Genomic DNA, 25,176 nt, shown 5'->3' on the forward strand with positions numbered 1-25,176 from the left:
ACGCGCATGGGGGATGAAAATTGTCCTTTTCATTCCCCACGCGACTGTCTAGAAGGCGGCTTGCTACGGATGCGGTCGTGGCGGAATTGGTAGACGCGCAGCGTTGAGGTCGCTGTTCCTTAACCGGAGTGGAAGTTCGAGTCTTCTCGACCGCACCAGTAGTCCCCTTGCCATTTTCCGATTTGCGAAAATGGCGAGAAGACCAAGCCCCGAAAACACGGTTTCTTTATGTCGGTCGCGGCCTTGATCTGCGGGCGGGGTCCGGGCTTTGCAGTCCTAAGTCGTTGTCAGACGGCGATAACTTGGCGATGCCCGCACGGCTTTTCGGCGCTTTCTATCGCCTGGCGGCTGCAAGACGGCGCCGCAGCGGCATCAGCCGACGATCATCTGCTTCATCTTCAGCGCCTCATATTCCAGCTCGCGCAGGCGGTGATTGACCAGATCCCCGATCGAGACCAGACCGATCAGCGCGCCATCGGCAATGACCGGGACATGGCGGAAACGGCCATCGGTCATCTTTTGCAGCACCTGAATGATGCGTTCGTCGGGCGCGCAGGTCACGACCTTGCGGGTCATCAAATCGGCCACACTCAGCGACAGCGTGGCGCCGCCCCGTTCGGCCAGTTCGCGCACCACATCGCGTTCCGACAGGATGCCCTGCAAACTGCCGGCGGCATCGGTGACCACAAGGGCGCCGATGCGGCGTTCGCGCAGCAGCGTCACCGCCGTGGCGACGGATTCCTGGGGGCGGATGGTGACAATGTCGCCGCCCTTTTTCTCCAGAAGATTGGCGACCGTGGACACCGCCTTGGCCAGATTGCTGTCGAGCGACTGGCTGACATCATGGGGGCTGGCCGAATCCCTGCGCAATCTGCCCTGGTAAGAGCTTGGCATTGCAGAACCTCCTTTTTGGAATAGAAAGCTTACACCGCCAAAGGGGCGTTCCAAGAAAAAATCCCAAAAGGGGCAAAACGTGCTGGCCAATCTTCCGACGCTTTCCCCCGCGCAGGCGACGCTGCTTTTCGTGATCGCGGTCATCGCCGGATACCGCTATCGCCGCGTCTGGAAAACCGAGGGACCGGCATGGCAGGCATGGCTTTACGGGCTGATCGCCGCCGCCTGCCTGATCGGCGTGGCCTTTCTTCCGGTCAAGGCCTAGGCCGGTCCGCCGCTGTTTTCGGCCATCCGTTCGGCCATCTTGCGCGCGCGGGGGCATTGCAGACGTTCGCGCAGCGGGCTGTCGGGGTCGATCTCGCGGCTGCACACCATGCATTTATCCGCGCCTGAGATCGCGTTCAGACCGCCGCAGCTGCCCTTGATCGTCTTGCCCATCAACATCACGCCCAGCGACATGCCCAGCATGACAACGATAAGGATCACGAAGGCCAGAATGAACGTCGACATGATGCCGCCTTCCTGCCGGATCACTCCGGCGCTTGCAATTCCCGGAACCGCGCGGTCGCGGTGGTGGCAAAGCCGTTATCGCCCGCCTGCGGATCGCGCGCAATGAACAAGACCGCCAGCCCCTGAGCCTCGGCGATGGGCAGGCCGCGTTCCTGACCCAGCGCCAAAAGCGCCGTGGCCCAGGCATCGGCCATCATCGCGGTGTCGGCCAGCACCGTGACCGAGGCGGTCCGGTGCGTCACCGGCCGGCCCGTCCGGGCGTCGATGATATGCGAATAGCGCCGGCCATCCTGTTCGAAATAATTGCGGTAATCGCCCGAGGTCGCCATGCCCATGCCCGACAGCGCGACCACCTCCTGGATGCTGCGATCGCCGGCATCCGGGCGTTCGATCCCGATCTGCCAGGGCTTGCCCTGAAGGTTGTGGCCGGCGGTGACGATCTCGCCGCCGATCTCGACCATGTAATCGTTCAGACCCATGTCGCGCAGGGTCTGGCCCACGACATCGACGCCGTACCCCTTGGCGATGGCCGCAAGATAGACATTCGCGCCCGGCCGCAGCTTGGTCAGGGTCGGGGGATCGGCCTCTGTGTCCAGCGCCAGCACCTTGTCCTGTCCGACCTCGGCCAGCGCCGCGGTGATCGCGGCATCGGACGGGTGCGGCGTCTCGGGCGTGCGCGCGCCAAAACCCCACAGCTCGATCAGCGGGCCAAGCGTGACGTCGAACTGTCCCTCGCTCAGGCGGTTGACCTCGGCGGCGGCGGCCATGACCTTGGCCAGCTCGGGCGAGATGGCGACCGGATCCGTGTCCTGACGCGCGTCGAATTTCGAGACCTCGGAATTCGGATCCCAGTTCGACATCTGGGCATTCACCCGGGTCAGCGCCGTCTCGACCGCCGCCTTGACCCCGGCATCGTCCAGCCGGTCGTCGGCATCCAGCGCGACGATGTGATAGGTGGTGCCCATCGTCTCGCCCTCAAGGCGCAACTCCGTGGGCTCGGACTTGCAGGCGGCCAGAAAGAGCGCCATCCCGATCAAAGCTGCGCGTGCCATAGGCTGGTCCTTTCCGGCGGATTTCAGAGGCGCGCCCCTCTTGTCGAGAAAATTCCGGGGTGTCAATAATTGGGCAAGTCACAGCGTGCCGTCACCCGGCCGTCCGGTTTTTTTGCCTTTGCGGATCGCAATTTCCGCGATGGTGACGTATTGAGCGCCCCGGCGCGATCTGTAACAGCGCCGCGAACGAACCGCCGGGCCAAAGCGCCCGAACCAGAATGCCGGCCGCCGCCATGGACAGGAAGTGAGGGAAACTTGCAGCATTTCAAGCTTCGTAAAGGTCTTGATCTTCCGATCTCCGGCGCCCCCGATGCGACGATTCACGAAGGGCCGCAGGTCACCACGGTCGGGTTGCTGGGGGCCGATTATCTGGGCCTGAAGCCGCGTCTTGCCGTCGACGAGGGCGATATCGTCGCCGCCGGCAGCCCGATCTTTGCCGATAAGGAAACCCCCGAGGCGGTGGTCACCGCCCCGGTTTCGGGCCGTGTCACCGCGATCAATCGCGGCGCCCGCCGCGCCCTGATCAGCGTCGAGATCACCCGCGACGATGCCGCCGCGATCCCCATGGATTTCAGCACCATAGGCGATATTTCCACCGATGAGGGGCTGGTCGCGCGGCTTTGCGCGGCGGGGCTTTGGACCAGCTTTCGTACCCGGCCCTATTCGCGCGTGCCGCGTCCCGAAACGCGCCCCGCCGCGATTTATGTCACCGCCATGGACAGCGAGCCGCTGGCCCCCGATGCCGCCGTCATCATCGCCGATGCGGGGGCGGCCTTTGCGACCGGGCTTGCCGCCATCGCCCGGCTGAGCATGGGCAAGACCTATCTGTGTCAGGCCGGGGGCGCGGATATCCCCGGCGGCGACCTGCCGGGGGTCGAGCCGGTGGCGTTTTCCGGCCCCCATCCCGCCGGCCTGCCCGGCACGCATCTGCATTTTCTGGAACCGCCCACCGCAAGCAGGACGGTCTGGACGATCTGGTATCAGGACGTGATCGCCATCGGCCGGCTGCTGATGACCGGGCGCGTCGATTCGTCGCGGGTGATCGCGCTCTGCGGTCCGCTGTGCCGAAATCCGCGTCTGATCCGCACCGTCGCGGGTGCCTCGATGGCCGAATTGACGGCGGGCGGGATCGCCCCCGAACGGCCCGTGCGGATGATTTCCGGTTCGGTCCTCAGCGGCCGCGCCGGCCATGGCGAAACCGGCTATCTGGGCCGCTATGCCCGGCAGATCACGCTCATCGAAGAGGATCATCATCAGATCCCGCTGGGCTGGATCCGGCCCATGGCCAGCAAATATGCCGTGCAGCCGGTTCTGGGATCGGCCTTTGCGCATAAGCTTTATGCCCTGACCACCAACCTCAATGGCGGCCGCCGCGCCATGGTGCCGACCGGCACCTTTGAGCGGCTGATGCCACAGGACTTTCTGCCCACGCAATTGTTGCGCGCCCTGCTGGTCATGGATACCGACAATGCACAGGCCCTTGGCGCGCTTGAGCTGGACGAAGAGGATCTTGGCCTCGTCGGCTTTGCCTGTCCCGCCAAATATGAATACGGGCTCGCCCTGCGCGATTGCCTGACAAAGATCGAGAAGGAGGGCTAGTTCTTGGGCCTGCGCAGCTTTTTTGACCGGATCGAGCCGCATTTCACCAAGGGCGGCAAATACGAGAAGTTCTTTTCCATCTATGAGATGGTCGAAAGCTTTCTCTATACGCCCAAGACCGTCACCACCGTCGCCCCGCATGCGCGTTCATATATCGATATGAAGCGGATCATGACCTATGTGGTCATCGCGACGATCCCCTGCATCCTGATGGCGCTTTATAAAACCGGGCTTCAGGTGAATACCGCCATCGCCAGTCTTGGCGTGCCGCCGGGCTGGCGGACGGTGGTGATTTCGGGGCTGGGCATCGGCTTTGATCCCGACAGCATCTTCGCCAACATGATGCATGGGCTCATGTATTTCCTGCCGATCTATCTGGTCACGCTGATCGTGGGCGGCATCTGGGAGGTGATCTTCGCCACCGTTCGCGGCCATGAGGTGAATGAGGGTTTCCTTGTCACATCCATGCTTTACACGCTGATCCTGCCGCCGGCCGTGCCGCTGTGGCAGGTGGCACTGGGGATTTCCTTCGGCGTGGTCATCGGCAAGGAGGTGTTTGGCGGCACCGGCAAGAACTTTCTCAATCCGGCGCTTGTGGGGCGCGCGTTCCTGTATTTCGCCTATCCCGCCTATATGTCGGGCGACACGATCTGGACGCCGGTCGACGGGTTTTCCGGGGCGACGGCGCTGGCCGTGTCGGCGTCCGACGGCTATCAGCAGCTGGCGGCGCATGGCGTGACCTGGATGGACGCGTTTCTGGGCACGATTCAGGGCAGCCTGGGCGAGACCTCGACGCTGGCCTGCATGATCGGGCTGGCTTTCCTGTTGATCACGAAAATCGCCAACTGGCGGCTGATCGTCGGCTGTCTGGGCGGCATGATCGGGTTTTCGCTGCTGCTCAATGCCATCGGCTCGGACAGCAATCCGATGTTCGCGATGCCCTGGTACTGGCATCTGGTGCTGGGGGGCTATGCCTTTGGCCTGGCCTTCATGGTCACCGAACCCGTTTCGGCCAGCCACACCAATGCGGGCCGCTATATCTATGGCGCGCTGATCGGCTTCATGGTGGTGATGATCCGCGTCATCAACCCGGCCTTCCCCGAAGGGATGATGCTGGCCATCCTGTTCGGCAACGTCTTCGCGCCGCTGATCGACTGGTTCGTGGTGCGCGCCAATATCCGCCGGAGGGCCAAGCGCAATGTCTGATCCGCAAACCGACAAGCCGGGCCTGCTGCGCCGTTTCTGGGCGCTGCCCACCGATTCCGTGCCCAAGACGCTGTTCGTGGCGATTGCGCTGTGTCTTTTTGCCTCGATGATCGTGTCGGCGGCGGCGGTGGCGCTGCGCCCGCAGCAGGCCGAGAACAAGCTGCGCGACAAACAGACGAACATCCTGCAAGTCGCGGGTCTTTATGAGCCGGGCACCGATGTCGCCAAGGCCTTTGCCGCGTTCGAGCCGCATGTTCTGGATCTGGCCACCGGCCGCTTTACCGACCGCTTCGATGCTGCGACCTTCGACGACCGCGCCGCGGCCGATGATCCGGCGCTGTCCGAGCCGCTTGCCGACGACCCGGCCGGTATTGGGCGACAGTCGAAATTCGTCACCGTCTATCTGTTGCGCGAACCGGACGGCGCCTTGGACAAGGTGATCCTGCCGGTCTATGGCTATGGGCTGTGGTCCACGCTTTACGGCTATATCGCCGTGGAAGAGGACGCCAACACCATCTTTGGCCTGCAATTCTATGACCATGCCGAAACCCCCGGACTGGGCGCCGAGGTGGACAACCCCCGCTGGAAGGCGCTTTGGCGCGACAAGAAGCTGGCCGATGAAAGCGGCACCTTGCAGATCACCGTGGCCAAGACGGCGCCCCCGGCGGGCAACGACTATTTCATCGACGCGCTGTCGGGCGCCACGCTGACCTCGCGCGGGGTCGACAATCTCGTGCGTTTCTGGATGGGCGACCGGGGCTTTGGCCCCTTCCTGAAAAACCTCAAGGCGGGAGAGATCGAATGACGCAGACTCGCAGGGAATTGCTGGTCGATCCGCTGGTCGACAACAACCCGATCACCCTTCAGGTGCTGGGCGTCTGTTCGGCGCTGGCGGTGACCTCCTCGCTTAAGGTGGCGCTGGTCATGGCGATCGCGGTGACGCTGGTGACGGCGTTTTCGTCGATGTTCATTTCGATGCTGCGCAACCATATCCCCGGCTCGATTCGCATCATCGTGCAGATGGTCATCATCGCCTCGCTGGTGATTTTGGTCGATCAGCTGCTGAAAGCCTATGCCTATGAGGTGTCAAAGACGCTTTCGGTCTTTGTCGGGCTGATCATCACCAATTGCATCGTCATGGGCCGGGCCGAGGCCTTTGCCATGAAGAACCCGCCCATCGCATCCTTTATCGACGGGATCGGCAATGGCGCGGGTTACGGGCTGATCCTGATGCTGGTCGGCACGATCCGCGAGCTGTTCGGCTCGGGCAGCCTGTTCGGGGTGACGATCCTGCCCACCGTGAACAATGGCGGCTGGTATGTGCCGAACGGCCTGTTGCTGTTGCCGCCTTCGGCGTTTTTCGTGATCGGGTTGATCATCTGGGCCTTCCGCAGCTGGAAACCCGAACAGGTCGAGGAACGCGAATACAAGATCCAGACGGTCGAGGGGCACTGATGGAAGGTCTGATCTCACTCGCCGCGAAGGCCATTTTCGTCGAGAACATGGCGCTGAGCTTTTTTCTGGGCATGTGCACGTTCATCGCCGTGTCCAAAAAGATTTCGACCGCCATCGGGCTGGGCGTTTCGGTCATGCTGGTGCAGGCCATCACCGTACCGGCGAACAATCTTTTGCTGAACTATCTGCTGAAACCCGGCGCCCTGGCCTGGGCGGGGTTTCCCGATGTCGATCTGACTTTTCTGGGGCTGATTTCCTATATCGGGGTGATCGCGGCCATCGTGCAGATCCTCGAAATGGTGCTCGATAAGTATTTCCCGCCGCTTTACAACGCCTTGGGGATCTTTCTGCCGCTGATCACGGTGAACTGTGCCATTCTGGGCGGGTCGCTTTTCATGGTGGAACGCGATTACGATTTCGCCGAGGCCGCGACCTATGGCATCTCGTCGGGCTTTGGCTGGGCGCTTGCCATCACCGCCATGGCGGGGGTGCGCGAAAAGCTGAAATATTCTGACATTCCCGACGGGCTTCAGGGGCTTGGCATCACCTTCATCACCGCCGGACTGATGGCCATGGCCTTCATGTCCTTCAGCGGCGTCAAGCTGTAAGGCGGGGGCGGGCATGGAAACCTTTACCCTTGGCGTCGTCCTGTTCACCCTGATCGTGATCGCGCTGGTCACGCTGATCATCGTGGCGCGGTCGCGGCTGGTTTCGACCGGCAATGTCAACATCACCATCAACGGCGAAAAGACCATCTCGGTCCCGGCCGGCGGCAAGCTGTTGCAGACACTGGCGGCGCAAAAGCTGTTCGTGCCCTCGGCCTGCGGGGGCGGCGGCACCTGCGCGCAATGCCGGGTCAAGGTGCATTCCGGCGGCGGCTCGATCCTGCCGACCGAGGAAAGCCACATCACCAAGCGCGAGGCCGCCTGCGGCGACCGCCTGTCCTGTCAGGTCGCGGTCAAGCAGGACATGGAAATCGAGGTCCCCGAAGAGGTCTTTGGCGTCAAGAAATGGGAATGCACCGTCGTTTCCAACGACAATGTCGCCACCTTCATCAAGGCCCTGGTTCTGAAACTGCCCGAGGGCGAGGACGTGAATTTCCGCGCCGGCGGCTATATCCAGATCGAGGCCCCGCCCCACAAGCTGAGCTACAAGGATTTCGACGTCGCCCCGGAATATCGCGAGGACTGGGACAAGTTCAATCTGTGGCGCTATGAATCGGTGGTCAACGAACCGGTCGAGCGCGCCTATTCCATGGCCAACTATCCCGAGGAAAAGGGCATCATCATGCTGAACGTGCGCGTGGCCTCGCCGCCGCCTGGTTCGGACGGCATCCCGCCGGGCAAGATGTCGTCCTATATCTTCAACCTCAAGCCGGGCGACAAGGTGACGATCTCGGGGCCGTTTGGCGAGTTCTTCGCCCGCGACACCGAAAAAGAGATGATCTTTGTCGGCGGCGGTGCCGGCATGGCGCCGATGCGCAGCCATATCTTTGACCAGCTCAAGCGCCTGCATTCCAAACGCAAGATCAGCTTCTGGTATGGGGCGCGCTCCAAGCGCGAGATGTTCTTTGTCGAGGATTTCGACCAGCTTGCGGCCGAAAATCCGAATTTCGAATGGCATGTCGCCTTGTCCGACGCGCTGCCCGAGGACGACTGGAAAGGCTACAAGGGCTTTATCCACAACGTCCTGTTCGAGGAATACCTCAAGAACCATCCAGCGCCCGAGGATTGCGAATATTACATGTGCGGGCCGCCGATCATGAACCAGTCGGTCATCAACATGCTGGTCAATCTGGGCGTGGACCGCGAAGACATCATGCTGGACGATTTCGGCGGCTGACACGCCCAAACGACAGGATCCATGAACCGGCCCCTTGCGGGCCGGTTTTCATTTGCGCCGTGCGCCGAACCTTGCGCCGTCGCGCGGCAGGTGTCGGACGGGACCAGAGCTGTGCGCCATTCATGCCGGTTCGATTTTGGGCCGGGCCTGCCATTGCGCCCTGAGCTGGATTAAAAAAACTCATTTTAGCTATTATGTGCAATATGCCCGCGAGAAATGTCGGCGAGCGATTGCGTAAAGAAATGATCAGGGTTTTGTTAATGGTTTCTGGCGATCTGTGATCGGCTTTGCATCTCGTGGTGTGTTAGGGCTGGCCCTGTGTTCTCGTCGAAGCCACGTCTCTAATGGTGTAGCTCTTTGAAATTACTGCATTCTGATCGATTGGGGTGGTCGATGCGTGGCGGGCTATGTGCAGCGGACATCGCGAAAATCTTCGCGGCCATGATTTAACCACGGTCGGAATGTCGTGCTGCGCCACCGGTTTGATATCTGCGGCATATATGTTTTATTAACCGGCTTCTCGTCCCGAATGGCCGCTTCAAAGACCTCAAAGCCGCGTTCTTTAGGTAAAATGAATTTGCCATATTAGAGCCTCTGGCGTTATTCCCGAAAACTGGTTCAATTAATGACGCTTTGGGAATTGCATGTCTGACGATCCGTTCGCCGCTGTAAAAGCGCAGGTCAAGCTGGTCATCTGGGATCTGGACGAAACGCTTTGGGGCGGCACCCTGTCCGAAGAGGGGATCAGGCCTATCGCCGAGAACCTCGATATGGTGCGCGCGCTGGTGGATCGCGGCATCATGTGTTCGATCTGTTCCAAGAACGATTTCGATCAGGCGAAACAGGCGCTGGAAAAGCTGGGCGTCTGGGATCTGTTCGTCTTTCCCCATATCGCCTGGTCGCCAAAGGGGCAGGCCATCGCCCAGATGATCGAGGAAATGGGCCTGCGCGATGAAAACGTGCTGTTCCTGGACGATAACCACCTGAACCTCGAAGAGGCGATGTTCTTCAGCAAGGCGCTGATGACGGTGGACGCCTCGAAAGGGCCGGTGGCGGGGCTTCTTGAGCTGCCGCAGCTGAAGGGCAAGGATGACCGCAAGCACAGCCGCCTTGCCCAATACAAGGTCATGGAACAAAAAAAGGATGAGCGGGAGAATTCCGGCCTGTCCAATGTCGATTTCCTGCGCCAGTCCGAAATCAAGATCAAGATCATCACCGATGTCGAAAACCATATGGACCGGGTGCTTGAGCTTCTGAACCGGACCAATCAGCTGAATTTCACCAAGATCCGCGCCAATACCGAAAAAGAGCGCGCCGATCTGGACGCGCTTTTGAAAGTGTCGGGCATGCATGCCGGTCTGATTCAGGTCAAGGATCGCTATGGCGATTATGGCGTGGTCGGCTTTTTCTGTGTCCGCACCAAGTTTTCGGGAACCACGGTCCATCACTTTGCCTTTTCATGCCGGACCCTGAACATGGGCGTGGAACAATGGGTCTGGAATTACCTGCACCGGCCGCAATTCCAGATCGCCGGTCCCGTCGCCAGCGAGCTGGACACGAAAGATGACATCGACTGGATCACCGAGGTCGCCGATTTCGAGGCGGACAGTACACCTGCGGCGAACCGGCGGCTCTGTCTTGTCGGCGGTTGCGACCTTTTGCAGGTGTCTTTCTATTGCGGCACCAACCGGGACGAATTCGTCAACAAGCAGGACGATCAGGGGATGCTGGTCCGCTATGACGATGTCGGTTTCATCCTGAACCCGCGCAGCAAGCAGCTGAAGCATTCGCATCCGCTGCGCCATTTCGTCGGGCAGACGCTGGACGACATGCTGGCCTTTGACAAGTCGATCGCGGAATCCGATCTTGTCCTGCTATCGCTTTATTTTTCGGTCCCGTCGGACCTGTTCTTTACCTATGGCGGCGATGAATGGGGGGGCGAATATTGGGCGACCATCCCGCCGCGCCGGTTCAAGAAGCTGATGCGCGACCACGAAAAGGCGGCCCGCTTTTCCAAGGAAATGTATCACCGCCGGCTGTCGCTGGAGGAACGTCTTGTGCTGACCCGGCAGGCCTTGCAGCGCGTCCATGATTTGCGCCGGCCGGAAACGCCGCTGTTCATCCTGTCGGCTGTGGCCGAGCATGGCGAACAGGCCAAGCGGACCATCGAGATCCGCAAAGGCTATAACGCCATGTGCCGGTCCTTCTGTGAGGCGGTGCCGAACGCGCATTTCATCGACATCGACACCCTGCTTGAACCCGGCGAGTTTGCCGATAGCGATCACTATACCAGAACCGGATATTTCAAGATCGCCGAGTTCGTGAATAGTCATGTCGATGCGGCGGCGCAGAACGCAGCGCTTGCCCCGCCGGAGGCCGAGCTTGTGCCCTTGGCACCCCCGAAACCGGTCAAGACCAGCAAGGCAAGCAAGACCTCCAAGGCCGCAAAAGCCGGCACGAGCTCAAAAACCAGCAAAAGCGCCAAGACCACCATCGCCAGAAAAACCGCATCAAAGGTCGCGGCCCGCTAAGGGTTGCGGCGCCTGTGCTGAACGGGCGGCTGTTTCGCATCCTGATCTGAACCGTCCCGCACCCGCCACGGCGCGGGACGGATGCCCACGCCTTGTGTCACGACGGAAAGGGCGCTCGGGAGACGTGGCCGTGGGTCGGACGCACGGGGCTGGTTTTCGCTGAATGGACTGGTCTGAAAGGTTCCACGCCAGGCATGACCGGCAGGGGCAATAGGGGCAAAGCCCAGCCCGGGACCGCCGCCATATCCCGGAAGCCCTTGGCTCGGCGGTGCTTTTCGACAGCTGATCGCAGCAGGCCGTTGGAATGACGCGGGCCATGTCGCCAAAATGTTCGGGCGTCTGGCCCGCGCATCCGGGCGGCATGTCGCGGGCTGCCTCAGGCCGGATTGGCGATCAACGCGCTGCCCCGGAACCGGGACAGCGCAGATGTGACAGTGTCCGACATGGGCCGTGCCGGAACGCGAAGGGGCCTGCCCCCTCAGTGCGAATGCGTGACCTGCAAGGCGTGATCGATTGCGGCAAAGGCGAAATCCCGGTCGGCGTCGGGGTCCGATGCCGGCTCAAGGCTGGCCTTCTTGACCGCCGCCGCCCCCGCGGGAAGTACCCGACCCTCCATCACCGTGCCCCAGACCGCGATATCGCGGATGGCGTCCGCTTCGACGGTCAGCGGATTCTGCGACAGAATGGTCATATTCGCGCGCTTTCCGGGCTCCAACGTCCCGATCTCGTCCTCAAGCTTGAGCGAATAGGCGGCCTCGATCGTCACCCCGCGCAAGGCATCCTCGATGCTGGCCCGCTGGTCGGGGTCCGCAACGCGGCCCGAGGCGGTCAGCCGGGTTACGGCACACCACATCAGGAACAGCGGATCGGCCGGCGCCATCGGCATGTCCGAATGCAGCGACCACCGGATCCCGTTGCGCGTCAGATCGCCAAGGCGGACCATGGCGTCGGCGCGCTTGGGACCAAGCCCGACTTCGCTATATTGATCGGACAAGGCCGTCACATAATAGGGATTGCCGCTGACAATCGCGCCGAGATTCTTGATCCGCGCGACCTGATCGGGGTCGCTGACGGCGAAGTGGACAAGAACGGTGCGATGGCCGAAACGCGGGTTGCGGCGCATATTCGCCTCGAGCGTGTCGAGCACGCGGTCCACGCCGGCATCGCCGTTCACATGGATATGGATCTGATACCCCGCATCCCAATAAATGCGGAACGCGCGTTCGAACAGCGACTTGTCCATCATCCACGCGCCTTCATGCCCGTCGAGATAGGGTTCGCGCACCTGCATGAGCTGCGAATAGATTGCCCCGTCGGCGAAAAGCTTGATCTGGTTCGGGGCCATGCTGGTCATGCCGGTATACCAGGAAACAAGATTTTCGGTGTCCCCGATCACCTTGGTATCGTCGTCATTGGCCGCGACGATGCTTTTGCCATCGGGGATGAAGGACCAGCGGAAGGGCATGTCATTGCTTGAGAAAACCTCGTTCACCGCGTCCTGAACCGGTTTCGAGAAGATGCCGCCCGGCTCGTTGCCGATGGTGATGCCCTTGGCATGCATATAGTCGCGTGTCAGTTCAAGCCCGGCCCGGAAGCGGTTGCGATCGACGGCTAACGGCGCGATGGCCGGCAGCACGGCGAAAATGCCCTGTTCCCAGAAATGCCCTTCGTCGAAATTGCTCTGTTCCTTGGCCGAGGCGGAGAAGCCCTCGAAAAACTCGGGCGTGACCCCGCCCTTTTCCATCGCCGCCGAGCTCAGGATCATTTCATGGCAGGACCGGCCCCAGACGATGATCGGATTGGGCTTGCCCAGCCCGTCAAGATCGGCCCGGGTCAGAGGGCCGTAAAAGGCGGGGTGATACCCCCAGGTCAGCACCGGCTCATCGGGGTTCGCCCGCGCGTCGACCGCCTTGGAAAGCCGGGTCAGAAAGTCCTGTTTGTCCTTGACCGCCGGCACCGTGCCGGTCGGCAGCACCCAATCCTCGATCGAGAGGATTTCGGACGACATGCTGAGCGCGGCCAGAACCGGGTGGTCATGCTGGGCCACAAAGCCGGGAACGATGGTGTGTTCGGCGAAACTCTCGTCCACGGTAAAGGGCTGGCCGGCAAGCGCGGCGGTGACATCCGCGAAATTGCCGATGGCCAGGATGCGGCCGTTCACGACGGCAATCGCCTCGGCCGTCGGTTGCGACGGATTCAGCGTCACGATTTCCCGGGCGCGATAGACCGTTGCCTAGGCCGGCGCGAACAGAACCCGCCCGACATCCGAGAGCGAGGTGGTATCGGCAATCCCACGGCCCAGAGAATATACCAGTGCCGATCCGGCTATGCCGATGTTCAAGAAAAAGCGCCTGCTGATCGAAGTCATGATCGTCTCCATGTGGCGGTTGACTGTTGGACGAATGAGGCCCTGCGTGAAATGGCCGAGCCAGAGGTTTTTTGGGTATGAGCGAGAAAAAATCGTTCAATTTGAATTTGGGACAAAATCCGGTCGTGTCGGGATCGGGGATGCCCCCGGTCCCTTGCAGGGCTGCCCGTGACGGCGAAACCCCGTGAAGTGATTTGGCAAACAGCTTTCATTTTCTTCCGAGCATTGCGCGCCGCCCGCGACCGGGCAGCGCCGTTTCGTCAAGACTGCTATGATTTGTGCAATTCCATCAGGCCCCCAAGACCACCTCATGTTCCTTGATCGGGATCAAAGTCTTGATCGTATCCGGGGGTTCGGGGGCGATGCTGGCGGAATCCCCGGGCCGGATCACGGAATCGGCCGGTTCCGGCGCGATGGTCTGATCGCAGGGCCGGTCCTCTGAACGGAAGCTCTGCATCGGGAAACGCGACGGGGAAATGCGGGGCCGCTTGCACGGATCGACCCGATCCTTGGGCATGCCCTGACCATGGATTGGAACGGCGCGTTCAGCGACAGCCCCTGCGATAGCCGGCCATGGCCGCAAATGCGCCCCGCCGCCCGACAGCATGGTGAACATGCGGCGATTGAAACGCATCTGGTTTTCCTGCCTTTCAAAAGGCCACGTCATGCGGGCGTGCCTGACCTTCATTCAGTTCTGGGCGGGACCTGTTTCGTTTCTCGCTAACCACCGGCCTGATCGGCCAATTCTCCGAACAGCTGCCGCATGTCCGGGTGTCGGATGCGCCCGTGGAAAGCCACCGGCGCAGAGTCGACGCCATCGAAGGTAGCGCCGAATCTGGCATACTGAAATAGGGATAATTTCACGCCTTGGTTGAGCGTGGTGCAAGGTGTTCGCATATGTACGGCGCGGTCGGCAAAGTTTGGGCGCAGGACTGGCGCTTGTGCGGGCACTGTTGCAGGTGGTGCGGCGTGCAGGATGCGGGTGGCTCTATATCTCGTGCCTTGTTGAGCCTGACGAAACCCCGCCTCGCCGAAGATCCGTGAGAAAGCCGTCGAACCTCTATTCAGGAGGCGCCGCCAGAGGCGACTTCGCGCGCATCTTGGTTCCGATTTCCATAGGTGTCCCCAAGGTGCCGAGGCGACCCGCGTGACGGCCACGACGAACGGCGGGGACAGAGCGCAACCTTGCCCCCTGCGGTCACAGATCACCCCCGCGACGGGCAATTCCCCAAGGCGGTTCGGGCGGTCCTGACGCGGCTGGAATGGATCACGTTTGGGGACAGAAAACGTAAGGCCATCTTTCCCTAAGCGGCTGTTTTCTAATGCTGCTTTGGAAAATGGCGGAGAGGGTGGGATTCGAACCCACGGAACCCTTGCAGGCTCAACGGTTTTCGAGACCGCCCCGTTCGACCACTCCGGCACCTCTCCGCGCTTTTGGGTGGTGGCGGGGATTTAGACGGGGTGGGGTTGAAGCGCAAGGGGCTTCGGGCGAAAAAACCGCAAAACTTTCATCCATGTCATCGAATCGGATCAACCATGTTTCAGACAGCCAGCCGCCGCCACATCCGGGCCATGCAGGGCAGGGGGTGGCGATGCTGCTGATCGGGCCGCTGGCCGATCCGGCCCTGCGTCTGCGGCTGATGCCGGGGGCGGTTCCGGCCGATCCGCTCGCCGGTTGGCGCTTGCTTCCGCAGCCAGATGCGGGGATCGAGGCGGCGGCCTGGCCCGCGCTGGTCGCTGATCCACAGGGGCAGGTTGCGGCGTGGCGGGGCGACTGGACGCCCGCGCTGCGCCGCTATGCCGCGATCTTTGGCCTGTCGCCGGTCCAGGTCGCCGGGCATGAGGTGTTGGGCATCGCAGCCAAAGCCCCGCGGGATCCCGCCGCACCGGGGCCGGGGTCGGCGCGGGACTGGCAACCCGATCTGGCCGCCGCCATGGCCGATTGGGTGTTGAACCTGCCCGACACGCTGGATGCCGGGACCATTCGCGGCCGTTTGCCGATGATCGCCGCCTGGGTCTCGGCCCGGCTGCGGGGCGATCGTGTGACGGCCGATCTGCCGCAGATCGGACCCGAGGGGCAGGATCGCTTGCAGATCCTGTCGCGCGCCGAACCCTATGCGAAATTCTTTTCGGTCGAGGAACTGGTGCTGCGCCAGCGCCGGCATCGCGGCGACTGGTCGCCCGAGATGCTGCGCGCGGTCTTTGTGTCGGGCGATGCGGCGGTGGTGCTGCCCTATGATCCGCTGCGTGACCGTGTGCTGTTGATCGATCAGCTGCGCGCCGGTCCGGTGGCGCGGGGCGATCGCCAGCCGTGGTTTTACGAAACCGTCGCCGGGCGCGTCGATCCAGGCGAAACCCCGGACGAGGCGGCGCTGCGCGAGGCGGTCGAGGAAACCGGCCTGGCCATCCGCCGCCTGATCGCCGGGCCGCATAACTATCCCAGCCCCGGGATCCTGTCCGAATATCTTTACCTTTATGTCGGCATCGCCGATCTGCCCGACGAGGTGGCGGGCTTTGGTGGGCTCGACAGCGAGGATGAGGATATCCGCAGCTTTATCCTGCCGCGGGCCGAATTGACCCGCATGGCCATGGCGGGCGAGATCAGGAACGGCCCCCTGCTGGTGCTGGCTTTGTGGCTGGAACTGGGTTACGCGCGGATCCAGGGGGAACTTGCCCCCTCCGCGGAAGGTTGATCACCCGAACGCGAACGCGACCGCGCGGCTGGCGGGGTTGCCGCCAACGGTCGGTGACGTGTACATCGAAAACGACCACTTTCGCGAAAGGCCACGCCATGCGCATCTGCCCCGACCTTGCCTCTGCCATTGGCAATACCCCTCTGATCCGGCTGAACCGCGCATCCGAGGAAACCGGCTGCGAGATTCTGGGCAAGGCCGAGTTCATGAATCCCGGCCAGTCGGTCAAGGACCGGGCCGCGCTTTACATCATCCGCGACGCGGTTGCGCGCGGCGAGCTGAAGCCCGGCGGCACCATTGTCGAGGGCACCGCCGGCAATACCGGCATCGGGCTGGCATTGGTGGGCGCATCCATGGGCTTTCGTTCGGTCATCGTGATCCCGGAAACGCAAAGCCAGGAAAAAAAGGATATGCTGCGTCTGGCCGGGGCCGAATTGGTCGAGGTGCCCGCGCAGCCCTATAAGAACCCGAACAACTATGTGCGCTATTCCGGCCGGCTGGCCGAGGAACTGGCCAAGACCGAACCCAATGGCGCGATCTGGGCCAATCAGTTCGACAATATCGCCAACCGTCAGGCGCATCTTGAAACCACCGGCCCCGAGATCTGGGAACAGACCGGCGGCAAGGTGGACGGGTTCGTTTGCGCGGTGGGGTCGGGGGGCACGCTCGCGGGCGTGGCCATGGCGTTGCAACCCAAAGGGGTCAAGATCGGGCTGGCCGATCCCGAAGGGGCGGCGCTTTACAGTTTCTATACCAGCGGCGAATTCGACAGCCCCGGCGCGTCGATCACCGAAGGGATCGGACAGGGGCGCATCACCGCAAACCTCGAAGGTTTCACCCCCGACATGGCCTGGCGCATCCCGGACAGCGAGGCGCTGCCGGTGATCTTTGATCTGCTGGAATATGAGGGGCTTTGCCTTGGTGGCTCGTCGGGGATCAATGTCGCGGGCGCGATCCGTATGGCCCGCGAAATGGGGCCGGGTCACACCATCGTCACGGTGCTGTGCGATTACGGCAACCGCTATCAGACCAAGCTTTTCAACCCCGATTTCCTGCGCGCCAGGGGCCTGCCGGTGCCCGGCTGGATGACCCGCGCCCCGGCCGCCCTGCCCGAAGTATTCCAGGACTGATTCTGACCATGTCGCGTATTGCCGCCCTGCTTCTGGCGCTGTTTCTTGCCCTGTCCCTGCCGGCCCTTGCGCAGGATCAACAGGCGCCGAATTATGACGCCTGGAACAAGATGGCCGATCAGGCCGAGCAGATCCTGGAAGCCGGACAGGCCAATGAAGCCCGGCTTCAGGCCATCCGCGCCGAGGTGGTGAAATGGCGCGACCAGTTCAAAGCCAATGAAGGCGTCAATTCGACCCGCATCAGCACGCTCAAGGATCAGATCGCGGCATTGGGCCCGGTCCCGGCCGAGGGACAGACCGAATCCGAGGATGTCGCCGCCCGCCGGACCGAGCTGAACACACAGCTTTCCGAATTGCAGGCGCCCGGCCTGAAGGCCGTCGAGGCCTATGGCCGCGCCGATGGCATCATCGCCCAGATCGATCAGGCCATTCGCACCAAACAGACCTATGCGCTGATCGACCGGACGTCGACGCCGCTCAATCCGGCGAACTGGGCGCCGGCGCTGTCCGAGGCGGGCACGCTGGCCCATAACGTCTATGACGAGGTGCGGCAGCGCTGGACCAGCAATGGCGGGATGAAGGGCATTGCCGATGGCGGCCTGCCCTTTGTGGTCGGCTTTCTGCTGATTGCGGCGCTGTTGCTGACGCGCGGGCGCAGATGGGTGGATTCGCTGCCGCACCGGCTGTCGGGACGCTTTGGCGACCGGTCGCGCGCGGCGGTGCTGTTCGCGGTCTCTCTGGGCCAGATCGCGATCCCGCTGCTTGGGGCCATGCTGGCGACGGGTGCGCTTTATGCCACCAACCTCTTTGGCGAATGGGGCCTGCCGCTGATCTTTTCGATCCCCGGCGCGGCGCTGTCCTATTTCGGCGGTGTCTGGCTGGCGCGGCGGCTGTTCCCTGAGGCGGATACAGGCGTCGTGCCGCCCCTGCCTCTGGCCGAAAAACAGCGCACGCAGGCGCGGTTCCGCGCCGGGATGCTGGCGCTGTCGCTGGCGCTACATCAGCTTCTGGCGCGCACGGTCCTGCCGCTGGCGGGGTTCAACAGCGATGGCGACAAGGATATCGGCACCGTTCCCCAGCGGCTGAGCGACGCGTCGGCGGGGGTCTGGCATCTGATGCTGATCCTGCTGGGATCGTTCTACCTGTTCAACCTGTGCAATATCCTGCGCCGGATGAAGGGCATGGAGACCGGAGCGACGCCTTATCGGGTGTCGGTCATCTCGCTTCTGGCGCGGCTGGGGCGGCTGGTGGCGGTCGTGGCGCCCGTCGCGGCGGCGCTGGGCTATGTCACGGCGGCCAACGCGGTGCTGTGGGCGACGGTGGCGACGGTGGCGCTGGTTGGGCTGCTTATCATTCTTCAGGACTTTATCGCCGATCTTTACGGTCTGGCGGTGGGTGGCGATGGCTCGGCCCGGGATTCGCTGGTGCCGGGGCTGATCGGCTTTGCGCTGGTGGCGGTTTCGGTGCCGTTCTTTGCGCTGATCTGGGGGTCGCGGACCAATGACCTGTCCGAAGCCTGGACCAAGATCCAGAACGGGGTGTCGCTGGGCGGTGTGACCCTGTCGCCGATGGGCATCCTGACATTCATCTTTGTCTTTGCGCTGGGTTATTCGGCGACGCGCTTTGTGCAGGGCGCGTTCCGCAGCACCATCCTGCCCAAGACCCAGATCGATTCCGGCGGCCAGAATGCGGTGGTCTCGATCATCGGCTATGTCGGCATCGGGCTTGCGACGATGCTGGCGGTGACCTCGGCGGGGATCGATCTGACCTCGCTGGCGGTGGTTGCCGGTGCGCTGTCTGTGGGCATCGGCTTCGGCATGCAGCAGGTGGTGTCGAACTTTGTTTCGGGGATCATCCTGTTGGTGGAACGCCCGGTCGCGGTCGGCGACTGGATCGAGGTCGGTGGCAAGCAGGGCGTCGTCAAGAAGATGGCCGTGCGCGCGACCCAGATCCAGACATTCGACCGCAACGAGGTGATCGTCCCCAACTCGGACCTGATCACGCAACAGGTCACCAACTGGACGCGCGGCAACCTGACCGGGCGCATCATCGTGCCGGTGGGCGTGGCTTACGGCACCGACACGCGCAAGGTCGAACGCATCCTGCGCGAGATCGCTGAGGATCAGCCGACGGTGATGGTCAACCCGGCGCCGGCGGTGCTGTTCCGCACCTTCGGGGCCGACAGCCTGAACTTTGAAATCCGCGCCATGCTGTCGGACATCAATGCCGGCGCGGGCGTGACCTCGGAAATCAACCACGAGATCGCCCGCCGCTTTGCCGAAGAAGGGATCGAAATCCCCTATGCACAGCGCGACATCTGGCTGCGCAATCCAGAGGCGCTGTTGCGGGTCGAAAACAAGCTGGCCTCTGACGAGAAAAAGCCGGTCGCCCCGCGCGAGGAACCCGACAGGTCGCGCCCGATTCAGCGCGACGAAGTGCCCGATACCGATGGCGACGGCGATGCGGGGGCCGATGCGCGCTAGGCGCGCATCCGTGGCCGTGACGGACCCGGGGCGCCGCGTGATCGGCCCCGCCTGACGGGGGCACATCCCAAGACAGGGCATTCAAGGGGCAGGGGCCGCGACCGGCCCCGCCCGCCCGGGACCTCAGGCGGCGTCCAGATGCTGGCTCTCGTCCTCGGTCTCGTCCTGATCGGGCAGGCCCTCATGGGACAGCAGGATCGCGATGGGCCGCAGCCACGGGATATGGGCACAGATGATCATGGCCGCGACCATGATCGGCACCGCCAGAAACATCCCGGCAATGCCCCAGATCGCCCCCCAGAAGGCCAGCGACAGGATGATCCCGAACGAGGACAGCCGCAGCGTCTGTCCCAGCAAAAGCGGGTCAAGGATATTGCCGATCAGGAATTGCACCACCGTGCAAAGCCCCCCGATCAACAGCGTCGTGGTCGGATCGCCGGTCTGGGCCAGAACCAGAACCGCCGCGATCATGGTCGCGATGATCGAGCCGATGCTGGGAATGAAGTTCAGGATAAAGGTCAGCATGGCGATGGCGCCCGCCAGTTCCAGGCCGGCCGCGCGGAATATCGTCCAGACCAGCCCGGCGGTGACCATGCTGATCGCCGATTTCACCACCAGATAGCGGTTCACCCGCCGCGCGATCGAGCCGATGATCGAAAGCACCTGCCGCGCGCGGGCGGAATCGCCGGCCAGCCGTTCGATCTTGATCGGAAACCATGCCCGTTCGGCGAACATGAAGCCGGTGAATGTCGCGGTCAGCACCGCGCCCGAAATCAGGTTTGACGCCTGTCCGGCCGCCGAACGCATCCAGCCCGCAAGGTTGATATTGCTGAGGAACGTGGTCAGGGTTTCCTGCGCGCGCGGGCTGAAATCCATGGTCAGCCGCGCCAGCACCTCTTGCGCGCGATCCGAATAGACGATGGTGGTCGAGACCACCTCGTTGACCTGGGACACGACGACCGTGGCGGCCCAGATCAGCCCGATGGAAATGGCGATCAGCGCCAGCGTCGTCGCGAGCCAGTTCGGCACCTTGAGCCGCGCGAAGGCCGAAATCGCATCCGTGGTCAGCGAAAAGATGATCACCGCGATGGCCAGACAGATCAGCATGAACCGCGCCTGCACCAGCAAGAACAGGATCAGCGCGAAGGCCACGATCCCCAGAAAGCCGGTTTGTAGCCGCGCGCGCAGCTGCGAATCGCCTGATTGCAAGACCCTGCCTCTTCCCGTTCCGTGCCGCGGCCCGGCGGGGCAGGGAGTGCCCCGCCCGCCTCAGGCCCGGATATCAGGCCTCTTCGGCCTCATCTTCGCCATTCTCGGCGATGCGCGCAACGGAAACCACGGTTTCGTCCGCGCCGGTGTTGAAGACGCGCACCCCGCCCGCCGAACGCGAACGGAAGCTGATGCCGTCGACCGGCACCCGGATCGACTGTCCGGTCGAGGTGGCCAGCATGATCTGGTCGTCGCGTTCGACCGGGAAGCTGGCGACCAGCGGGCCGCCGCGCATGGCCCGGTCCATGGCCATCACGCCCTGACCGCCGCGCCCGCGCACCGGGTAATCGTGGCTGGAGCTGATCTTGCCCGCACCCTTGGCGGTGATGGTCAGGATCAGATCCTCGGCCGCCGACATCTCGGCATAGCGTTCCTGGGTGATCGCGGCCTCGGCCACGGCATCCTCGTCCTCGTCGGCCTCGGCGCCGTCGTCAAGCGCGCCCTCGACGGCGCGGCGCATCTTGAGATAGGCGGCGCGTTCGGCCGGATCGGCCTCGAAATGGCGGATGACCGACATCGACACCACGCGGTCGCCATTCGACAGCCGGATGCCGCGCACGCCGGTCGAATCGCGGCCCTTGAAGACCCGCACATCCGTGGTCTGGAAGCGGATCGCCCGGCCGGAATCGGTGATCAGCATGACATCGTCGTTTTCGGTGGCCATGCGGGCGCCGATCAGCTCGACCCCCTCGGGCAGTTTCATCGCGATCTTGCCGTTGCGCATGACATTGGCGAAATCCGACAGCGCATTGCGGCGCACGTCGCCCTGTGAGGTGGCAAAGATCACCTGATAGTCGTCCCATTCCGCCTGGGGCGCATCGACCGGCATCAGCGCGGCGATAGAGACGCCGGCATCGATGGGCAGGATGTTGACGATGGCCTTGCCCTTGGCGGTGCGCCCACCCAGCGGCAGGCGCCAGGTTTTCAGCCGATAGACCATGCCATCGGTGGTAAAGAACAAAAGCTCGGTATGGGTATTGGCCACGAAGAGCGTGGTGACCACGTCGTCCTCTTTGGTGGCCATGCCCGAAAGGCCCTTGCCGCCGCGACGCTGCGACCGGAATTCGGCCAGCGCCGTGCGTTTGATATAGCCGCCCGAGGTGATGGTGACGACCATGTCCTCGCGTTCGATCAGGTCCTCGTCGTCCAGATCGCCGGCCCAGTCGGTGATCTCGGTCCGGCGCGGCACGGCGAAAAGGGTTTTCACCTCGCGCAGCTCGTCCGAGATGATGGCCATGATCCGCTCGCGCGAGGCGAGGATGGCCAGGTAATCGCGGATCGCGTCGGCCAGCGTCTTAAGCTCGTCGGTGACCTCTTTGACGCCCAGCTGCGTCAGGCGTTGCAGGCGCAGCTCAAGGATGGCGCGGGCCTGGGCCTCGGACAGGTTATAGGTGCCGTCGTCATTGACCGGATGCAGCGGGTCGTCGATCAGTTTCAGATATTCGACGATGTCATGGGCGGGCCAGCGCCGCGTCATCAGCCGTTCGCGCGCCTCGGCCGCGTCGGCCGAGCTGCGGATCGTCGCCACCACCTCATCGACATTCGAAACCGCGACCGCAAGGCCGCACAGGATATGCGCGCGTTCCCGTGCCTTGCGCAGCTCATAGGCCGTGCGCCGGGCCACGACCTCCTCGCGGAAGGTGATGAAATAGGTCAGAAAGTCGCGCAGCGCCAGCTGTTCGGGCCGGCCGCCGTTCAGCGCCAGCATATTGGCGCCAAAGCTGGTCTGCATCTGGGTGAAACGGAACAGCTGGTTCAGCACCACCTCGGCGGTGGCGTCGCGTTTCAGTTCGATCACCACGCGCACGCCCTGACGGTCGGATTCGTCCTGAACGCTGGAAATGCCCTCGATGCGCTTTTCCTTGGCCAGTTCGGCGATCTTTTCGATCATGCTGGCCTTGTTCACCTGATAGGGGATCTCGTCCAGAACGATCATCTGGCGGCCGTTGCGGCCTTCCTCGATGCGGGTCTTGGCGCGCACCACGATCGAGCCGCGCCCTTCGAGATAGGCCTTGCGCACGCCCGAACGGCCAAGGATCAACCCGCCGGTCGGAAAGTCCGGGCCGGGCACGATTTCCATCAGCCGCTCGGTCGGAAGGTCGGGGTCCTCGATCAGGGCCAGCGTGGCGTCGACCACCTCGCCCAGGTTATGGGGCGGGATATTGGTGGCCATGCCGACGGCGATGCCGCCCGCGCCATTGACCAGCATGTTGGGATAGCGCGCCGGCAAGACCGTCGGCTCGCGGTCCTTGCCGTCATAGTTGTCCTGAAACTCGACGGTATCTTTCTCGATATCCATCAACAGGTAATTGGCCGCCTTGGCCATGCGGACCTCGGTATAGCGCATGGCGGCGGCGCTGTCGCCGTCCATGCTGCCGAAGTTGCCCTGACCGTCCAGAAGCGGCAGCGACATGGAAAAATCCTGCGCCATCCGCACCAGCGCGTCATAGATCGCCCCGTCGCCATGGGGGTGGTATTTCCCCATCACATCGCCCACCGGACGCGCCGATTTGCGATAGGGCTTGTCATAGGTGTTGCCGGTCTCGTGCATGGCGAACAGGATGCGCCGGTGCACCGGCTTCAACCCGTCGCGCAGGTCCGGGATCGCGCGGCTGACGATCACCGACATCGCGTAATCCAGATAGGAAGACCGCATCTCGTCCGAGATGTTGATCACCGGCCCGGCATGGGCCATGACGGCGCGTTCCCCGGTGCCGTTCTCGGGGATGTCGTCGCCGTCGTTTTCAGGTGTGTCAGCCAATGGATCGCCTCAACATTTAGTTGACCAGCGGTCTATCCCATACCAGCCGCGGGCGCAATCTTGACGACCTCAAAACGGTCCCGAAACGGCCGCACAAGGTCGGGAAAAGCGGCTCAGGCGGTGCCGTGCACCGGTTGGCGCCCGCGCAGCGAGGTCAGCCACAGCGCCGAAAGCACCGCCGAACAGATCGCGTTCCAACCCGCCATGGAAATGCCCAGAAAGCTCCAGGCGACATCGCTGCATCGCACCATGGGCGCGGCCTCGATCACGGTCAGCAGGTCCTGCGTGGACATGTTGGCGATGCCCGACACGCCCCCCGAACAGGCCTGCGGCCCCTGCCACAGCTTCAGCTCGACCCCGCTGTGATAGATCGCAAGCCCGGTCGCGGTCAGCGCCGCCAGCAGCCCCAGCGCCGCCAGCGCCCGGTTCCAGCCAAGGCGCCAGATCGCGACCCCGATCAGCGCGGCGACCAGATGCGGCCAGCGTTGCAGGATGCAAAGCTCGCACGGCGCATAGCCCAATGCCTGAAACCCCAAAGCCGCAATCAGCAGCGCGGCCGAGCCTGCGGCGGCGGTCAGAGCGATCTGGCGGGGCGGGAAACCGCGGGAATAAGCGTTCATGCGCATCGGGTTAGGCCCGTGCGTGCGCCCGGGCAAGTCCCAATCGCGTGAACGTCAATGCGGCTTCCAGGTGAAGACGCGATAGAGATAGATCGCGACGACCGCGACCACCACCAGCTTCGAAACCGGATCGACATAATCGGCGACGCGGGCATAGTTTTCATGCAGCGCCAGCCCGGCAAATGTCAGCACCCCGGTCCAAAGCGCGCTGCCCGCCACCGTATAGATCAGAAATTGCCACAAGGGCATCCGCGCCAGCCCGGCCGGCACCGAAATCAGCGTGCGGATCGCCGGGATCATGCGGCCAAAGAACACCGCCATGGCGCCGTGGCGCGCGAACCAGTGATGCGCCGCGTCGATATCGCCGGGCGACAGGCCCAGCCAGCGCCCGTGGCGGGCGGCAAAGCGCTTCAGCCGCTCTTCGCCGAACCACAGCCCGACATAATACCACATCAACGTGCCGATGACCGATCCCAGCGTCCCGACCAGCATGGTCAGGCTTAGCGACATCCGCCCGCTGCCGGCCAGAAACCCGGCCAGCGGCATGATCACCTCGGACGGGATGGGGGGAAAGACGTTCTCGGCCACCATCAGGAAAAACACCCCCAGATAGCCCCAGCTGTCGATCGTCGCCACAACCCAGTCGAACATCCGCCGATCCCCTTTGTCATTCCCCGTTTAGGTCGCCGGGGCGGGCGGAACTGTCAAGACCGCAGCGGCGTTGCAGACGGCGCGGGTTCGGGTAATCTGTTCTCCGGCAAGA

Annotated in this window: 21 protein-coding genes and 2 tRNA genes; 13 read left to right on the forward strand and 10 right to left on the reverse strand. The window is 63.1% G+C overall.

From position 1 onward, the window contains the following. The first annotated feature begins 71 nt into the window (after window positions 1–71). Window positions 72–158, forward strand: a tRNA-Leu gene (locus tag ACFOMH_RS12675). A 214-nt stretch (window positions 159–372) separates the two neighbouring features. Here ACFOMH_RS12675 and ACFOMH_RS12680 read toward each other — a convergent pair. Then, a complete protein-coding gene (locus ACFOMH_RS12680; protein WP_374423183.1) occupies window positions 373–894 on the reverse strand; it encodes a CBS domain-containing protein in 522 nt (173 codons plus the stop codon). A gap of 79 nt (window positions 895–973) precedes the next feature. Between ACFOMH_RS12680 and ACFOMH_RS12685 the strand changes: the two genes are divergently transcribed. Further along, on the forward strand, window positions 974–1,159 hold the full coding sequence (locus ACFOMH_RS12685; protein ID WP_377744882.1) for a hypothetical protein: 186 nt from the start codon (window positions 974–976) through the stop codon (window positions 1,157–1,159). Here ACFOMH_RS12685 and nqrM read toward each other — a convergent pair. Next, entirely contained in the window at window positions 1,156–1,404 is a 249-nt protein-coding gene (gene nqrM / locus ACFOMH_RS12690; protein ID WP_374423187.1) for a (Na+)-NQR maturation NqrM, read from the reverse strand. The two genes, ACFOMH_RS12685 and nqrM, sit on opposite strands and share 4 nt — an antisense overlap. Window positions 1,405–1,424: 20 nt before the next feature. After that, entirely contained in the window at window positions 1,425–2,456 is a 1,032-nt protein-coding gene (locus ACFOMH_RS12695) for an FAD:protein FMN transferase (protein WP_377744884.1), read from the reverse strand. Window positions 2,457–2,711: 255 nt separating this feature from the next. On the opposite strand from ACFOMH_RS12695, the gene ACFOMH_RS12700 reads away from it, so the two are divergent. From ACFOMH_RS12700 to ACFOMH_RS12730, 7 genes are all read left to right on the forward strand, one after another. Beyond that, a complete protein-coding gene (locus tag ACFOMH_RS12700) occupies window positions 2,712–4,055 on the forward strand; it encodes a Na(+)-translocating NADH-quinone reductase subunit A (RefSeq protein ID WP_374423193.1) in 1,344 nt (447 codons plus the stop codon). Window positions 4,056–4,058: 3 nt separating this feature from the next. Then, the gene (locus ACFOMH_RS12705; RefSeq protein WP_377744886.1) at window positions 4,059–5,261 is read left to right on the forward strand and encodes an NADH:ubiquinone reductase (Na(+)-transporting) subunit B; all 1,203 of its coding nucleotides are present in this window, start codon (window positions 4,059–4,061) and stop codon (window positions 5,259–5,261) included. After that, window positions 5,254–6,066: a Na(+)-translocating NADH-quinone reductase subunit C gene (locus ACFOMH_RS12710; protein WP_374423196.1), complete on the forward strand. Its 813-nt coding sequence runs from the start codon at window positions 5,254–5,256 to the stop codon at window positions 6,064–6,066. The genes ACFOMH_RS12705 and ACFOMH_RS12710 overlap by 8 nt, the downstream gene beginning before the upstream one ends. Beyond that, window positions 6,063–6,716 carry an NADH:ubiquinone reductase (Na(+)-transporting) subunit D gene (locus ACFOMH_RS12715; RefSeq protein ID WP_374423198.1) on the forward strand — a complete coding sequence of 218 codons (654 nt, stop codon included), beginning with the start codon at window positions 6,063–6,065 and terminating at the stop codon, window positions 6,714–6,716. Before ACFOMH_RS12710 ends, ACFOMH_RS12715 begins: the two co-directional genes overlap by 4 nt. Further along, window positions 6,716–7,324, forward strand: coding sequence for an NADH:ubiquinone reductase (Na(+)-transporting) subunit E (nqrE, locus tag ACFOMH_RS12720; protein ID WP_374423200.1), 609 nt, complete (start codon window positions 6,716–6,718; stop codon window positions 7,322–7,324). Before ACFOMH_RS12715 ends, nqrE begins: the two co-directional genes overlap by 1 nt. 13 nt (window positions 7,325–7,337) lie before the next feature. Next, a complete protein-coding gene (gene nqrF / locus ACFOMH_RS12725) occupies window positions 7,338–8,558 on the forward strand; it encodes an NADH:ubiquinone reductase (Na(+)-transporting) subunit F (RefSeq protein ID WP_377744889.1) in 1,221 nt (406 codons plus the stop codon). A 644-nt stretch (window positions 8,559–9,202) separates the two neighbouring features. After that, window positions 9,203–11,089 carry a hypothetical protein gene (locus ACFOMH_RS12730; RefSeq protein ID WP_377744891.1) on the forward strand — a complete coding sequence of 629 codons (1,887 nt, stop codon included), beginning with the start codon at window positions 9,203–9,205 and terminating at the stop codon, window positions 11,087–11,089. Window positions 11,090–11,567: 478 nt separating this feature from the next. On the opposite strand, the gene ACFOMH_RS12735 is transcribed toward ACFOMH_RS12730, so the two are convergent. After that, entirely contained in the window at window positions 11,568–13,295 is a 1,728-nt protein-coding gene (locus tag ACFOMH_RS12735; protein ID WP_377744893.1) for an amidohydrolase, read from the reverse strand. 127 nt (window positions 13,296–13,422) lie between these two features. Between ACFOMH_RS12735 and ACFOMH_RS12740 the strand changes: the two genes are divergently transcribed. Beyond that, window positions 13,423–13,629, forward strand: coding sequence for a hypothetical protein (locus tag ACFOMH_RS12740; protein ID WP_377744894.1), 207 nt, complete (start codon window positions 13,423–13,425; stop codon window positions 13,627–13,629). Between the two features lie 117 nt (window positions 13,630–13,746). On the opposite strand, the gene ACFOMH_RS12745 is transcribed toward ACFOMH_RS12740, so the two are convergent. Together ACFOMH_RS12745 and ACFOMH_RS12750 are read right to left on the reverse strand one after the other, a co-directional pair. Further along, the gene (locus ACFOMH_RS12745) at window positions 13,747–14,091 is read right to left on the reverse strand and encodes a hypothetical protein (protein WP_377744895.1); all 345 of its coding nucleotides are present in this window, start codon (window positions 14,089–14,091) and stop codon (window positions 13,747–13,749) included. A gap of 704 nt (window positions 14,092–14,795) precedes the next feature. Beyond that, window positions 14,796–14,885 (reverse strand) — tRNA-Ser (locus ACFOMH_RS12750). A 164-nt stretch (window positions 14,886–15,049) separates the two neighbouring features. Here ACFOMH_RS12750 and ACFOMH_RS12755 point away from each other — a divergent pair. From ACFOMH_RS12755 to ACFOMH_RS12765, 3 genes are all read left to right on the forward strand, one after another. Continuing rightward, window positions 15,050–16,150 carry an NUDIX domain-containing protein gene (locus ACFOMH_RS12755; protein ID WP_377744896.1) on the forward strand — a complete coding sequence of 367 codons (1,101 nt, stop codon included), beginning with the start codon at window positions 15,050–15,052 and terminating at the stop codon, window positions 16,148–16,150. A 98-nt stretch (window positions 16,151–16,248) separates the two neighbouring features. Further along, window positions 16,249–17,280 carry a cysteine synthase A gene (locus ACFOMH_RS12760; protein WP_374423245.1) on the forward strand — a complete coding sequence of 344 codons (1,032 nt, stop codon included), beginning with the start codon at window positions 16,249–16,251 and terminating at the stop codon, window positions 17,278–17,280. A gap of 8 nt (window positions 17,281–17,288) precedes the next feature. Beyond that, complete coding sequence (locus ACFOMH_RS12765) at window positions 17,289–19,763, forward strand: DUF3772 domain-containing protein (RefSeq protein ID WP_377744898.1); 2,475 nt, start codon at window positions 17,289–17,291, stop codon at window positions 19,761–19,763. A 123-nt stretch (window positions 19,764–19,886) separates the two neighbouring features. Here the strand turns inward: ACFOMH_RS12765 and ACFOMH_RS12770 are convergent, their stop codons facing one another. The 4 genes from ACFOMH_RS12770 to ACFOMH_RS12785 form a co-directional block, all read right to left on the reverse strand. After that, window positions 19,887–20,972: an AI-2E family transporter gene (locus tag ACFOMH_RS12770; RefSeq protein ID WP_374423248.1), complete on the reverse strand. Its 1,086-nt coding sequence runs from the start codon at window positions 20,970–20,972 to the stop codon at window positions 19,887–19,889. A gap of 73 nt (window positions 20,973–21,045) precedes the next feature. Further along, entirely contained in the window at window positions 21,046–23,727 is a 2,682-nt protein-coding gene (gene gyrA, locus ACFOMH_RS12775; protein WP_377745023.1) for a DNA gyrase subunit A, read from the reverse strand. A gap of 179 nt (window positions 23,728–23,906) precedes the next feature. Beyond that, window positions 23,907–24,413 (reverse strand): disulfide bond formation protein B, encoded by a 507-nt coding sequence (locus ACFOMH_RS12780; RefSeq protein WP_377744900.1) that lies wholly within the window; start codon window positions 24,411–24,413, stop codon window positions 23,907–23,909. 54 nt (window positions 24,414–24,467) lie between these two features. After that, window positions 24,468–25,064, reverse strand: a complete 597-nt coding sequence (locus ACFOMH_RS12785) for a DedA family protein (RefSeq protein WP_374423252.1) — start codon at window positions 25,062–25,064, stop codon at window positions 24,468–24,470. Window positions 25,065–25,176: the final 112 nt, after the last annotated feature.

The organism is Paracoccus mangrovi (assembly GCF_042648425.1).
Taxonomy (GTDB): Bacteria; Pseudomonadota; Alphaproteobacteria; order Rhodobacterales; family Rhodobacteraceae; genus Paracoccus; species Paracoccus mangrovi.